Annotated in this window: 14 protein-coding genes; 7 read left to right on the top strand and 7 right to left on the bottom strand. The window is 63.2% G+C overall.

Annotated elements, in window-relative coordinates; genetic code table 11:
• Nucleotides 1-14: 14 nt before the first annotated feature.
• Nucleotides 15-2,345 carry a penicillin-binding protein 1B gene (gene mrcB, locus HX866_RS29910; protein ID WP_177090225.1) on the bottom strand — a complete coding sequence of 777 codons (2,331 nt, stop codon included), beginning with the start codon at nt 2,343-2,345 and terminating at the stop codon, nt 15-17.
• A 117-nt stretch (nt 2,346-2,462) separates the two neighbouring features.
• Between mrcB and HX866_RS29905 the strand changes: the two genes are divergently transcribed.
• From HX866_RS29905 to HX866_RS29890, 4 genes are all read left to right on the top strand, one after another.
• The gene (locus HX866_RS29905; protein WP_177140983.1) at nt 2,463-4,016 is read left to right on the top strand and encodes a bifunctional aminoglycoside phosphotransferase/ATP-binding protein; all 1,554 of its coding nucleotides are present in this window, start codon (nt 2,463-2,465) and stop codon (nt 4,014-4,016) included.
• A gap of 89 nt (nt 4,017-4,105) precedes the next feature.
• Nucleotides 4,106-4,447: a pentapeptide repeat-containing protein gene (locus HX866_RS29900; protein WP_100939568.1), complete on the top strand. Its 342-nt coding sequence runs from the start codon at nt 4,106-4,108 to the stop codon at nt 4,445-4,447.
• A 258-nt stretch (nt 4,448-4,705) separates the two neighbouring features.
• Entirely contained in the window at nt 4,706-4,978 is a 273-nt protein-coding gene (locus HX866_RS29895) for a TfoX/Sxy family protein (protein ID WP_177090230.1), read from the top strand.
• A 15-nt stretch (nt 4,979-4,993) separates the two neighbouring features.
• Nucleotides 4,994-5,794 (top strand): Crp/Fnr family transcriptional regulator, encoded by an 801-nt coding sequence (locus tag HX866_RS29890; protein ID WP_177140982.1) that lies wholly within the window; start codon nt 4,994-4,996, stop codon nt 5,792-5,794.
• Between the two features lie 241 nt (nt 5,795-6,035).
• On the opposite strand, the gene deoC is transcribed toward HX866_RS29890, so the two are convergent.
• From deoC to HX866_RS29870, 4 genes are all read right to left on the bottom strand, one after another.
• On the bottom strand, nt 6,036-6,818 hold the full coding sequence (deoC, locus tag HX866_RS29885; protein WP_177140981.1) for a deoxyribose-phosphate aldolase: 783 nt from the start codon (nt 6,816-6,818) through the stop codon (nt 6,036-6,038).
• A 183-nt stretch (nt 6,819-7,001) separates the two neighbouring features.
• Nucleotides 7,002-7,769, bottom strand: a complete 768-nt coding sequence (locus HX866_RS29880; protein WP_177105890.1) for a heme ABC transporter ATP-binding protein — start codon at nt 7,767-7,769, stop codon at nt 7,002-7,004.
• Nucleotides 7,769-8,752: a FecCD family ABC transporter permease gene (locus HX866_RS29875; protein ID WP_177091285.1), complete on the bottom strand. Its 984-nt coding sequence runs from the start codon at nt 8,750-8,752 to the stop codon at nt 7,769-7,771. Before HX866_RS29875 ends, HX866_RS29880 begins: the two co-directional genes overlap by 1 nt.
• A 50-nt stretch (nt 8,753-8,802) precedes the next feature.
• Nucleotides 8,803-9,678: a heme/hemin ABC transporter substrate-binding protein gene (locus tag HX866_RS29870; RefSeq protein ID WP_177090238.1), complete on the bottom strand. Its 876-nt coding sequence runs from the start codon at nt 9,676-9,678 to the stop codon at nt 8,803-8,805.
• Between the two features lie 139 nt (nt 9,679-9,817).
• Here HX866_RS29870 and HX866_RS29865 point away from each other — a divergent pair, with 139 nt between their 5' ends.
• Nucleotides 9,818-10,135, top strand: coding sequence for a Rieske (2Fe-2S) protein (locus tag HX866_RS29865; RefSeq protein ID WP_177090240.1), 318 nt, complete (start codon nt 9,818-9,820; stop codon nt 10,133-10,135).
• A 4-nt stretch (nt 10,136-10,139) separates the two neighbouring features.
• Here HX866_RS29865 and sfsA read toward each other — a convergent pair whose 3' ends face one another.
• Complete coding sequence (gene sfsA / locus HX866_RS29860; RefSeq protein WP_177090242.1) at nt 10,140-10,847, bottom strand: DNA/RNA nuclease SfsA; 708 nt, start codon at nt 10,845-10,847, stop codon at nt 10,140-10,142.
• Nucleotides 10,847-12,019, bottom strand: a complete 1,173-nt coding sequence (locus HX866_RS29855) for a pyridoxal phosphate-dependent aminotransferase (protein ID WP_177090245.1) — start codon at nt 12,017-12,019, stop codon at nt 10,847-10,849. Before HX866_RS29855 ends, sfsA begins: the two co-directional genes overlap by 1 nt.
• 348 nt (nt 12,020-12,367) lie before the next feature.
• Between HX866_RS29855 and dksA the strand changes: the two genes are divergently transcribed.
• The gene (gene dksA / locus HX866_RS29850) at nt 12,368-12,814 is read left to right on the top strand and encodes an RNA polymerase-binding protein DksA (RefSeq protein ID WP_100939578.1); all 447 of its coding nucleotides are present in this window, start codon (nt 12,368-12,370) and stop codon (nt 12,812-12,814) included.
• 102 nt (nt 12,815-12,916) lie between these two features.
• On the top strand, nt 12,917-13,807 hold the full coding sequence (gluQRS, locus tag HX866_RS29845) for a tRNA glutamyl-Q(34) synthetase GluQRS (protein ID WP_177124136.1): 891 nt from the start codon (nt 12,917-12,919) through the stop codon (nt 13,805-13,807).
• Nucleotides 13,808-13,863 lie beyond the last annotated feature (56 nt).

Here is a 13,863-nt window from a genome sequence, read left to right as displayed (position 1 = left end):
CAAACCCTCTTCACTTAATTCAACCAGCCCTTGACCCAATCCATCACTTCGGTGGCCGGCGCAGGCGCCGTACCACCGCATCCGGCACCGGGTGCCGGTTCACTGCCGCGAATATACGGCATCTGTATCGCACCGGGGCAATTGGCATCGGAACCTTGCCCGGTATGTGGGTCGACCCATTCCTGGACCACGTTATCCGGTTGCGGCATATCCAACGGCAGCGGGTCGGCCTTGCGCATGAAACTGGTCCAGACCTGCAAGGCACCAGTGGCGCCGGTAAATGGCGTCTTGCCATTGTCATCGCGACCGATCCAGACCACCGCCAGCAGGTCCTGGCTGAACCCGGCGAACCAGCTGTCGCGGGAATCGTTACTGGTGCCCGACTTGCCGGCCAGCGTCAGGGTCTTGGGCAGCACGTTGTAGACACTGGCCCCGGTCCCCTCGCGCATCACCCGCTGCATCGCCGCCTGTATCAGGTAGATCGAACCCGGATCGAAGCGTTGCTGGATCTGGAACGGGTAACGTTTGAGCGGCTGGCCCTCGGCCGTCAGCACGCTGCGGATGCCACGCATCGGCGTATTGAAGCCGCCGTTGGCCAGGGTCTGGTACATGGTCGCCACTTCAATCGGGGTCATGCCGCCAGCCCCCAGCAGGATCGCCGGATAGGCCGGGAACTCGCGGGTAACGCCCAATTGCGCGAGGGTCTTGAGGACATTCGGCACACCGACCTCCAGGCCGAGGCGCGCCGTCGACAGGTTGTAGGAGTGCGCCAGGGCCTGATAGAGGAACAGCGTGCCATGGGAGCGGCGGTCGTAGTTCTGCGGTTTCCATATCTGGCCATCCGCGCCCTTCACCGAGAAGGGTTCGTCCGACAGCCAACTGGTCAAGGTGTACTGGCTCGGCTTCTGCAATGCGGTCAGGTACACCGCCGGCTTGATCAGCGAGCCGATGTTGCGCACCGCATCCAGCGCCCGGTTGAACCCGGCGAAACCGGGCTGGCGGCTGCCGATCAAGGCCTGGATTTCACCGGTTTCCGGGTTGGTCACGACCATGGCCGCTTCCATGTCCTCCGCGCCTTTACGCCCGGTCAGGCGCTTGAAGGTGTCGGTGACCGACGCCTCAGCCTTCATCTGCACGATCGGGTCGAAGCTGGTGAAGATGCGCAGGCCTTCCTCGGTCAAGTCTTCGTCGCGGTAGTCTTCACGCAGTTGCCGCTTGACCAGGTCGAGGAAGCCGGGGAACGAGCTGTCCGCCAGGCTGCCACGCGTGGTCACCCCCAACGGCATCTTCTTCGCCGCCGCCACTTGCTCGGCGGTCGCCACGCCCTGCTGTTCCAGCAGGTCGAGCACCAGGTTGCGCCGCTCCAATGCCCGATCCGGGTAACGCCGCGGGTTGTAGTAGGACGGGCCCTTGACCATGCCCACCAGCAAGGCCACCTGATGCAACTTCAGCTCCGACAGCGGCTGACTGAAGAAGAACTGGCTGGCCAGGCCGAAGCCGTGCACCGCCCGCTGACCATCCTGGCCGATGAAGACCTCGTTGAGATAAGCCTCGAGAATCTCCTTCTTGTCGTAATGCAGTTCCAGCAGCATGGCCATCATGGCCTCGGTGAGCTTGCGGCTCAGGCTGCGTTCGTTGGTCAGGAAGAAGTTCTTCACCAACTGCTGGGTGAGCGTACTGCCGCCCTGGCGCATCTGCCCGGCCGAGGTGTTGACCCAGATGGCCCGGGCAATCGATTTGGGCGAAACACCGAAGTGGTGATAGAAATCCCGGTCCTCGACCGTGACCAGGGTATCGAGCAGGTACGGCGGTACCTGGTCGATCTTGATCAGGATCCGGTCTTCGAGGTTCTTCGGGTACAAGCCGCCGATCAGCAGCGGCTCGAGGCGCACCACCGAGAGCTTCGCACCGCTGAGCGAGGACAGCTCGGCCACATAGTCGCCAGAGAAGCGCACGCGCACCGGCTGGGCCGACTCCATGCCTTCATAGAACTGGAAACCGCGGGTATTCAGGTCGACGGTATTGCCGCTGACGGCTGCCGTACCCGGGCCGTTGATCACGGCCTCGCGGCGATAGCCCAGGGCATCGAGTTCGGTGAGGAAGTCTTCCTTGCTCAACTTCTGGCCGGAGAACAGCTCCAGCGGCCGGGCATAGACCTTGGCCGGGATGGTCCAGCGCTTGCCGGAGAACTTCTCCTGCACGATGGCATCGAGGTAGACGGCAAAACCCGCCAGCACGACGAGGCCAACCAGGCTCAGTTTGATTGCCCAACCAAGCCAGGGGCGCAAGCGGCTGGCGGCAGGTTTGGATTTGGGACGGGAACGGGGGGATCGGGTACGAGTCATGGCGGCGGATTATACGCACTTTATTCATGATCAACATGTACGCCCGGCGGTTTGCACCAGAGCCTGCAGCGGCCATAATGACGGCCTTGAATTTACCGCCCCCTTGAAGGATCGCCTGTGAGCCAGTCCCTGATCGCCGCCCTGCAAAACCCGGCCCTCTACCCCCATCCGGTAGACGGTTTCCAGGTTATCGAAACCCATATTTCCTGGGTCCTGCTCACCGGGCCCTATGCCTACAAGATCAAGAAGCCGGTCAATTTCGGTTTCCTCGATTTCACCGAACTGAGCGGGCGCGCACATTTCTGTGCGGAAGAATTGCGTCTGAACCAGCGCCTCACCGACGACCTGTACCTGGAAGTCCTGCCGATCACCGGCAGCGCCGAGGCCCCGGCCCTGGGCGGCAGCGGCCCGGCCATCGAATACGTGCTGAAAATGCGCCAGTTCCCGCAAAGCCAACTGCTGAGCACCCTGCAGGCCAACGGCGAGCTGACCACCGCGCACATCGATGAAATGGCCCAGCAGATCGCCGCGTTCCACCAGAGCGCCCCCGAAGTGCCGAAAGACCACTACCAGGGCACCCCGGAAGCGGTCATGGACCCGGTCCGGCAGAACTTCGAACAGATCCGCCCGTTCCTCAGCGACAAGGCCGACCTGCTGCAACTCGATGCCCTGCAAGCCTGGGCCGAAACCAGCTTCGAGCGCCTCAAGCCACTGCTGGCCCAGCGCAAGGCCGAGGGTTTCACTCGCGAATGCCACGGTGACATCCACCTGGGCAACGCCACCCTCATCGACGGCAAGGTGGTGATCTTCGACTGCATCGAGTTCAACGAGCCCTTCCGCTTCACCGACGTCTACGCCGACACCGGCTTCCTCGCGATGGACCTCGAAGACCGCGGCCTCAAGAGCCTGGCCCGACGTTTTGTCAGCCAGTACCTGGAACTGACCGGCGACTACCAGGGCCTGGCCCTGCTGAATTTCTACAAAGCCTACCGTGCCCTGGTGCGCGCCAAGGTCGCGCTGTTCAGCATGTCGGCCGAAGATCCGGTGCAACGCGCCAGCAGCATGCGTCAGTACCGCAACTACGCCAACCTGGCGGAAAGCTACAGCACCATTCCTTCGCGCTTCCTGGCAATCACCAGTGGCGTTTCCGCCGTCGGCAAGAGCCACGTGGCCCTGCGCCTGGTGGAAGCACTGGGCGCCGTGCGCCTGCGTTCGGACGTCGAGCGCAAACGCCTGTTCGGCGAACAGTCGGTCGAGAACAAGGTCGGCGACGGCATCTATAACCACGATGCCAGCGTGAACACCTATAAGCGCCTGCATGAAATCGCCGACACCGTCCTGCGTGCCGGCTTCCCGGTGGTGATCGATGCCACCTATCTCAAGCGTGAACAACGCGACGCCGCCGCCCAGGTCGCCGAAGCCACCGGCGTGCCATGCCTGATCCTCGACTGCAACGCCCCGCAGGCCGTGATCGAAAGCTGGCTGGCGCAGCGTCAAGCCGATGCTGTCGACCCGTCCGACGCTACACTGGAAGTGATCGCCGCCCAGCAAGCAGGCCGCGAAGCCCTGAGCGCCGATGAAGTCCTGCGCACCAAGCGCGTCGAAACCCACGAAAGCGGGAGCCTCGACGCCCTGGTCGAGCAGATTCGCCAGCGCCTGCCAGGCCTGTAAAAACTATTTCAGCCGTGACGCCGCAAGTGCTTCACGGCTGAAACATAGTGGCATTATACTGGCGTCATAAATCCAACAGGAGACGTCTCATGAGCCATCCCAAGCTACTCGACTCACCCTTGTTTGCCCTGCTGCACAAGGATGACATCGCCGGCTTCAACAAGGCGCGTCCCAAGGACGGCCCGATCGACATGCGCGGCGGCGACTTCCGCGGCCTGGACCTGCGCGAACTGAATGCCGAAGGGATCGACTTCACCGATGCCTATTTCCGCTCCGCCGACCTGCGCGGCGTGGACTTCCAGAAATCCATCCTGATCGGTGCCAGCGTTGCCCATGCGCAGATTTCCGGCGCTTATTTTCCCGTGGAACTGACCCCGGCCGAGATCCTCATGTCGATGCAGTTCGGTACACGCCTGCGCTACAGCGCCTAGCCCTCCGGGCACCGCTGGGGATGACGGCAGCGCCTGCCATTTGCGGCCGGTTCATGACCCGGACCCTGCTCTCGCTGTACGACTTCTTCCTTTGCCCACCGCCCCTGTTCTGCGGGCCAGCGCAGGCAAAGGCTGAGGCTTAGAAGCATTTGCACCAACGCCAAGCAAAGAACCACGCTTTTTCTACTGACCGCTACACTCCTTTTCAGGCTTGCCTATTCTCGTCAACGCAGCGTTCGGCCGTCGCAAGGAGGCTTGATGAACGATGAACTGCAACACCTGAAAAACCTTGGCAAGACCTCGGCGCAATGGCTGCACGCAGTGGGTATCCACAGCGCATCGGATTTGCGTCGACTGGGAGCGGTGGATGCCTACCGCGCGGTGAGAACCCGTGGATTTCGGGCATCGAAAGTGCTGTTGTATGCGATTGAAGGGGCCTTGATGGACATTCATTGGAACGATATCCCTCAAGAACGCAAAGAAGCCTTGAATAAACAGTTGGAAGCGATATCGTCGCGTCACAAAAACTGATTTTGCAGGTTTGGCATGTATCTACTCGGGGAGCAACCGGCCTACGCCGATGAATTGATCAATCGTCTTCAGGCGATCCCGGCCCAATTGCTCAAAGGCTTGAACCCGTGCGCACCTCCCCTTGAGTTTGAGCAAATCGCTGACCTGGGTGCCTTTCTGCCCGCCGATCAGGTTTTCCTGATCGACAGCGGCCTGCTGCATGCGCGGGTCGATGAGCGTGCGCTGTTCTATTTGCACGAAGGCGACCTGGTCGGCCTGCGCCAGGGCATCGACTGGCCGCGCTGTGTATTGAACAGCGATAACCCCGTGAGCCTGATCCCCTATGACCGCCACGAGCTCTTCGCCCACATCTACGCCGACGAAAGCCGTGCCGAAGCGCTGTTGCGCTACCTGATCGGCCAGACAGCCCTGCTCTCCGACGCCGTCACCCGCCTGAAACAACCGGAGTTTCGCAGCAGCAACGGCTTCCAGCAGGTGGCCAGCGGCGAAGTGATGATCCGTCAGGGTGATGCCGCCGACCACGTATTCATCATTACCGAAGGGCACGCCGAGGCCTTTGTCGACGGGCACAAGGTCGGCGACGTGCCCAAGGATGAGATTTTCGGTGCCATGGCCGTGTTCACCGGCGAGAAGCGCAGTGCCAGCGTGATCGCCAACCAGCCCTGCACGGTCATGCTGATTCCCAAGGACCAGTTCCTCAGCCTGACCCAGAGCAACCCGCGCATCGCCCACAGCCTGATCGAAAGCATGGCTCGGCGCATTGACCTGTTGAACAAAGAGGTGACGCGCCTGAGTGCCGCCAGCACGACTCGCTGAAGCGTCAAGACCTCGACCACTCGTCGCCGACAGCACCCCGGACGAACGGTCGATAAAAAGACATTGACTTAGAAATGAGAATCGTTATGATTATCACAACTGATCGCGAGATCGGTTGGATTTTCTGGAAGGCCCTGGTTCGGACTCTCAGATTATCTCCTCATCAGGCTAATCACGGTTATTGACCCGGCTTTTTGCCGGGTCTTTTTTTGCCTGTCCGAAAGCTGGCAGCCCAACCTCTTCAGGCCTCTCCGACCAGCGGCAGCACCGGGCACGACAACCGCGCCAGCAGCTCATCCAGCAAGCCCGAAGCACCGAGCCGCACGTGATCGGCATTGATCCAGGCGGTCCCGAAGCGCGCGCGCGCCAGCTCGATATAGGTGCGCGCATCGTCGAACGTGCGGATGCCACCGGAGGCCTTCAGTCCCACCAGTCCGCCCCGCTCGGCAATAGCCTCGAGCATGATCCGCACGGCCTGCTCGGTGGCGTTGACCAGGACTTTGCCGGTACTGGTCTTGATAAAGTCGGCACCGGCGGCGATGGCATCCTGGCTGGCCTGGCGGATCATCTGGGGATCGCGCAGTTCCCCGGTCTCCAGGATCACCTTGAGCCTGGCACGTCCCGCGCAGACATCACGACAGGCGGCAACCATGCTCAAGCCGGTCTGCGCATCACCCATCAATAACGAGCGGTAGGGATAAACCAGGTCCACTTCGTTGGCACCGGCGGCGATCGCCTCCAGGGTTTCGCCGACCACTGCGGCGACATTCGGTCCGCCGTGGGGGAAATTGACCACCGTGGCGACCTGGATCGCCTGCCCGCCGAAGCTATCGAGCGCCCGCCGTGCCAGGCCGACGAAACGTGGAAACACGCACACCGCCGCCACCGGGCCAAAGGGTGTCTGCGCGCGCTGGCACAGCGCAAGGATGCGCTCGTCATCGTCGTCGCCACTCAGCGAGGTCAAGTCGAGCAGGCCAATGGCCTGGCGTGCCAGTTGTTGATCGGCTTCATTCATCTGCTTCATCTTCACTCCCAACCCGGATCGTTGCATAACCGTGACAAGCGTCCGAGGCACTTCCTCGGCAGCCGGATGGCGCGAAATACGCTAGGGAAGCAACAATAAAGGACTCGTCTGCGCCAGGGCACATGCCAACCCGAGACAAAGACCTGGCTCACAGAAGAACAGGAAATATCCCACCAAGGGTCGTTAACGGGCGATGATCAGCGGATGGCCGCGCTCGGGATGCGCCTGCACCAGCACTTCCAGGCCGAACACGGCCTTGAGCGGCTCAGGACGCAGCACCACGTCCGGACAATCCAGGGCATGGGGCCGGCCCTGTTCGAGCAGCAGGATACGGTCACAGTAACGAGCGGCCAGGTTCAGGTCATGAAGGATGATCAGCACCGCCGCGCCACGGTCGGCAAAGCTCCGGATGGCCTGCAAGGTGGTGTGCTGATGCAGCGGATCGAGCATTGAGGTCGGCTCGTCGAGCAACAGGGTCTGACCACTCTCCCCCGGCCACAGCTGCGCCAGCACCCGCGCCAGGTGCACCCGCTGGCGTTCGCCGCCGGACAAGGCCAGGTAGCTGCGCCCGGCCAGGTGAAAGGCATCGGCCGCCTGCAAGGCCGCCGTGACGATTTCCTCGTCGCGGGCCTGGCCGGTCTGGTGCGGCAAGCGCCCCATGCCCACCACCTCCTCGACCCGGAAGGCGAAATCCAGCGTCGAGGTCTGCGGCAATACCGCCAGGCGTTGCGCCCGCTCGGCCCCGCGCCAGTCGGCCAAGGGTCGTTGATCGAGCCAGACCTGTCCGACGCTCGGCTGCAGCTCACCGCTCAAGGCGCCGAGCAGGGTGCTTTTCCCCGCACCATTGGGGCCCAGGACACCGAGTATCTGACCGGGCTCGAGCGCCAGGTCGATCCCCTCCAGCACCGTCTTGAGCCCGCGACGGATCTGCAGATTCTGCGCACGCAGCATCAGGTACGTCCTCGCAACAGCAGGTAGAGAAAGAACGGCGCGCCGAGAAAAGCCGTGACGATACCGATCGGCAGTTCCGCCGGCGCCAATGCCAGACGAGCGATCAGGTCGGCGAACAGCAACAGGCTCGCGCCCGCCAGGATCGACGCCGGCAGCAGCACGCGATGGTCCGGCCCCGCGAGCAGGCGGACCAGATGCGGCACCACCAGGCCGACAAAACCGATCATCCCGGCCGCCGCCACCGCCGCGCCGACACCCAGGGCCGTGCAAAACACCAATTCGCGCTTGAGCCCTTCGACATCGATCCCCAGGTGACTGGCCTCCGACTCGCCCAGCAACAGGGCATTCAGCGCCTTGGCCCGGCGCGGCAACCAGAGGGCGACCGCCACCGTGACCAGCAGCAACGGCCACAGCCGTGCGTAGCTGGCGCCGTTGAGGCTGCCCAGATTCCAGAAGGTCAGGGTGCGCAAGGTCGCGTCGTCGGCCAGGTAGGTGAACAGACCGACCGCCGAACTGGCCAGCGCGGTCAGGGCGATCCCCGCCAGCAGCATGATTGCCACGTTGGTCTGGCCGTTGCGACGCCCGAGGCGATAGACCAGCGCCGTCACCCCCAGGCCGCCGAGAAAAGCGCAAACCGACAGCAGGTACGGACCCCAGGCGTCCGGCAGGCCACCGAAGGCGGCGCCACCGACGATGGCGATGGCTGCGCCCAACGCGGCGCCACTGGAGACGCCCACCAACCCGGGGTCGGCCAGGGGGTTGCGAAACAGTCCCTGCATGGCCACCCCGGACAGCGCCAGGACACCGCCGACCGCCAGGCCGAGCAAGGTCCGTGGCAGGCGAATCTGCCCCAGGATCAGTTCGGCCTGCTCAAGGCCGGCCGCCGGCAGCGGCAACCCCGCCAGGCGCAACGCCGCGCGCATCGTGTCGAGCAACGGCAGGCTGACCGGACCCAGTGCCAGCGACAACCAGGTCGCCAGCAGGCACAACAGGCCCAGGCCGATAAACAGCGTGCGTGGTTTGACCAGGGCGGTCATGGTTTGGCGGCTGCCGCCGGATAAAATTCATTCGCCAGTTGTTTCAGCGCCTCTGGCAGACGCGGCCCCAGGCCGCCCACCAGCAAGGTCGGGTCGAGTTCAAAAATCTGCCCGGCCTTCGCCGCCCGGGTCGAGGCAAGAATCGGATTTTCCTTCATTAGTGCCTGACGCGCCGCATCGCCCGTCAGGCTGCGATCGGCGAACACCAGCACTTCAGGGTTCAAGCCGGCCAGCGCTTCGACAGAAAACGGCTTGTAACCGCTGTGGGTTGCCAGGTTGTGGCCGCCAGCCAGGGTCAGCAACCAATCGGCGGCGGTGTCCTTGCCGGCGATCAACGGCTTGCCACCCGCATGCCCCAGCAACAACAGGACACCCGGCGCCGCCTGCTTCGCCTGAGCCTGTCGAACCCGTCCCTGCTGCTCGTCGAGTTGCTGTTGATACGTCTGGAACAACGCCGTGGCCTGTTCTTCACGCCCGAGCAATTTACCCAGGTGCTGCAGGTTGCCTTGCAGCGCCGACAGGTCCGCCTGGGCCGAGAACATTTCCACCGGCACACCGGCCTTGCGAATCTGCTCCAGCACCAGCGGCGGGCCCATTTCCTCAGTGCCCACCAGGATTTGCGGGCGCAGGCTCAGAATGCCCTCGGCCGACAATTGCCGCTGGTAGCCGATACTCGGCAAGGCCTTGAGGGATTCAGGGTGCTGGCTGGTGGTATCGACCCCGACCAATTTAGACTCTGCCCCCAGGACACTGACCCATTCCGACAACGCCCCGCCAGCGCTGACCCAACGTTGCGGCAGTTCGGTTGCCAGGGCGGCATGACTGAGCGTGAGCCCGGCGACGAGGACAAACAGGCGGGAATGCAGACGCATAGTGGATAATCCTGAAGGGAGGGCGTTTCTTTTACAGATCATTATCATTTGATAATTATTTGCATTTGAACGTCAACCCGAAACACATCCTGTTGCGTAATCGCCGACAAAAAAGCGTAAGGCCCTTACAAGGATCACTATGAAGTTTCTCTGCGACTCGAACACCCTGGCCGACAACAGCAGTCGAGGCTTTGAAGTGGACGGTCGGCCGCTATTGGCCGTGCGCCGTGCAGGGCAGGTCTATATCTACCAGAATCGCTGCCCGCATCGGGGCATCGCCCTGGAGTGGCGCCCCGATCAGTTTCTCGACCCCAGCGCCAGCCTGATCCAGTGCGCGACCCACGGCGCCCTGTTCCTGATTGAAAGCGGTGAGTGCGTGGCCGGACCTTGCGCCGGGCAGTCACTGCTGGCGATACCCTGCACGGAAGACGCCCAGGGCATCTGGCTACAACCTTGAGCCGTCAGAGCAGCACCGGCAAACGCCGGTCGACGCGGATCCCCTGCGGCGTCAGGCTCACCCCGTAAGCCAGCACCTCGACCCCGGCCGCCACCGCTTCACGCAGGGCCGTGGCATAACCCGGATCAATCTCCTCGGCCGGACGCACCGCTTCGATCCCGGTCAGGTTCACGCAATACAGCTGCACCGCCCGCACACCGTCCCGAGCCAGGGTCGCCAGCTCGCGCAAATGCTTGGCCCCACGCTGGGTCACCGCATCCGGAAAGGCCGCCACCGCGGTGCCGTCAAAGCCGAGGGTCACGCTTTTGACTTCGACAAACGCCGGCCCCGTCGGATAGTCGAGGCGAAAGTCGATCCGGCTGTTCTCCTGACCGTAGGCCACTTCACGCTTCAAGCCGGTAAAACCGTCCAGTTCGCGTATGACCCCGGCACGCAGCGCTTCCTCTACCAGGGGGTTGGCCCGCGCGGTATTCACGCAGGCCAGCCGACCCTGGGGGGTTTCACCGATTTCCCAGGTGCCGGGCAACTTGCGCTTGGGGTCGTTGGAGCGACTGAACCAGACCTGCCCGCCCGGCACCATGCAGTTGAGCATCGAACCGGTGTTGGGACAGTGAATGGTCAGCAACTCGCCGGAGGCGGTTTCGATGTCCGCCAGGAACCGTTTGTAACGCTGGATCAGACGACCTTCTTCGAGGGCAGGAGAAAAATCCATCAGCCTTGCCAGCTCTGCAAGCCGCGGGCAATCCGCTCCACTGCCTGCTCCAGTCGCGGCAGGCTCTGGGTGTAGGCAAACCGCACATGATGGCTGGCCAGGTGCCGACCGAAGTCCAGTCCCGGGGTAAAGGCCACGTGTTCGGTTTCGAGGAAGTGTCGGCAGAACGCGAAGGCATCACCGCCGAACGCGCTGATATCCGCGTACAAGTAGAACGCCCCCTCGGGCTCCACAGCGATCCCGAAACCCAGCTCGCGCAACGCCGGCAAAAGGAAGTCGCGACGCCGTCCGAACTCGGCCCGGCGCTCTTCGAGAATGCTCAGGGTCGCCGGCTCGAAACAGGCCAGCGCCGCGTGCTGAGCCATGCTCGGCGCGCTGATGTAGAGGTTCTGCGCGAGCTTTTCCAGGTCCGCCACCGCTTCCGGCGGTGCCACCAGCCAGCCGAGTCGCCAGCCGGTCATGCCGAAATACTTGGAAAAGCTGTTGAGCACAAAGGCGCTGTCATCGACTTCCAGCACGCTGGCCGCCTCACAACCGTAGGTCAGGCCATGATAGATCTCGTCCACCACCAGATGGCCATGGCGCTCCTTGACCGCCACCGACAGCGCACCCAGTTCGTCACGGGTCAGCAGAGTCCCGGTAGGGTTGGCCGGCGACGCCACCAGGGCGCCGACACTGTCCTGGTCCCAGTGGCGCGCCACCAGGTCGGCGGTGAGCTGATAACGCACCTCCGGCCCGACCGGCACCAGTTGCGCCGCGCCCTCGACCAGGCGCAGGAAGTGCCGGTTGCACGGATACCCCGGGTCGGCCAGCAGCCAGTGCTTGCCGGGGTCCACCAGCAGGCTGGTGGCCAACAGCAGCGCGCCGGAGCCGCCAGGCGTGATCAAAATCCGCTGCGGATCGATATCCAACTGGTAGCGCTGCTGATAGAAGCCCGCGATCGCCTCGCGCAGTTCTGGCAGCCCACGTGCTGCCGTGTAACGGGTCTTGCCCGCCTCCAGCGCGGCCTGGCCGGCACGGATGATCGGCGCGGCCGTGGTGAAGTCCGGTTCACCGATCTCGAGGTGGATCACATCATGCCCGGCCGCCTGCAACTCGTTGGCGCGGGCCAGCAGGGCCATCACATGAAACGGTTCGATTGCGCGACTGCGCGCACTGTAGTGCTGAGTCATTGGCCTTCCTTGATTTGGCAGGGGAATGGGCGATAGACCGATTCTACCCAACCTCGGCCACCCGAGCGTGTTTAAAGCATCCTACGCGCCCCGGAAGTTTGACTAAAATAAACAATTAACCATTGCTTCATGAAGCTGACGCCTTTCCTCCGGCATACATTCGACCGGCCGCCCCAACAATGGGCGTTCAGCCGTGACATTCGGCTCGACAAGTCCAGCCTCGACAACCGGGAGTAGCGCACCCCGATTCGATCTGGTAAGTTCGCCCGCTTGCAGCCGCAGGGCCGGCAGGTGTCGGTGATGTTGAAATCCTGCGCAATGGATTAGAAGAGTAGAGGCGGTCCATTCATGCCCACCCAAGCAAAGCAGCAAAGCACTGAGCCAAAGATCGGCGGCTTCGAACCCTATGTTGAAAGCAAGGGCGAGGAGTACATGGGCGAGCCCATGCGCAAGCACTTCACCAAGATCCTGCAGAAATGGAAGCAGGAACTGATGCATGAAGTCGACCGCACCGTTGATCATATGAAGGACGAAGCGGCGAACTTCCCGGACCCGGCTGACCGTGCCAGCCAGGAAGAGGAATTCAGCCTCGAACTGCGCGCCCGCGACCGCGAGCGCAAGCTGATCAAGAAAATCGACAAGACCCTGCAGCTCATCGAAGACGAAGAGTATGGCTGGTGCGAGTCCTGTGGCGTCGAGATCGGCATCCGTCGACTGGAAGCCCGACCGACCGCCGACATGTGCGTCGACTGCAAGACCCTGGCGGAAATCAAGGAAAAACAGGTCGGCAAGTAATAGCTGTCGAGACCTGAGCAAACGGAGCGTGCGAACGCTCCGTTTTCATTTGTGCCGCCGACGCGACCTGTCGCCTACGGACTCTCCAGTAAACGCCGACCCATGACTGCCACTCCCGCCTATATCGGACGCTTCGCTCCCACGCCCAGCGGCCACCTGCATTTCGGTTCCCTGGTCGCCGCCCTGGCCTCGTACCTCGACGCCCGCGCCGTCGGCGGCCGCTGGCTGCTGCGCATGGAAGACCTCGATCCACCGCGCGAGGAGCCCGGTGCCCAGGCGTCGATCCTCGATACCCTGCAGCGCTATGGCTTCGAATGGGACGGCGAACTGGTCCGCCAAAGTGAACGCCACGACGCCTACGCCCAGGTGCTCGAGCGTCTGTTCAGCCAGGGCCTGGCCTACGCCTGTACCTGCTCGCGCAAGGAGCTTGCGCCCTATCACGGGATCTATCCGGGCTTGTGCCGCAACCTCGGCCACGCCATCGACAATGCCGCCATCCGCCTGCGGGTGCCGGAGTTGAGCTACCGTTTCCAGGACCGGGTACAAGGTCAGTTCCAGCAGCATCTGGGCCGTGAAGCTGGCGACTTCGTGATCCGCCGTCGCGACGGGCTCTACGCCTACCAACTGGCGGTGGTGCTGGACGACGCCTGGCAAGGCATCACCGATATCGTCCGCGGCGCCGACCTGCTCGACTCGACACCCCGTCAGCTCTACCTGCAGGAACTGCTCGGGCTGCCACAGCCGCGTTACCTGCACGTGCCGCTGATCATCCAACCGGACGGCCACAAGCTCGGCAAGTCCTACCGCTCGCCACCGCTGACCGCCGACCAGGCGACCCCATTGCTGATGCGTGCCCTGCGGACACTAGGCCAACAACCGCCCGTCGCACTGGAACAGGGCACGCCCCGCGAGGTGCTCGACTGGGGCATCGGCCATTGGGATGCCACACTGATTCCCAGGACAGCGACCCTGGCGGAAGCGCAATTGCACTGACGCCCCTTGCAGGTTGGCGCCCATCCGTTACCATCGCCGCACGTTTTCGGGCACGC

Source organism: Pseudomonas gingeri, from assembly GCF_013386165.1.
GTDB classification, from domain to species: domain Bacteria; phylum Pseudomonadota; class Gammaproteobacteria; order Pseudomonadales; family Pseudomonadaceae; genus Aquipseudomonas; species Aquipseudomonas gingeri_C.
Note: the sequence above shows the minus strand (reverse complement) of the source record. Positions and strands in the feature narration are given on the sequence as shown.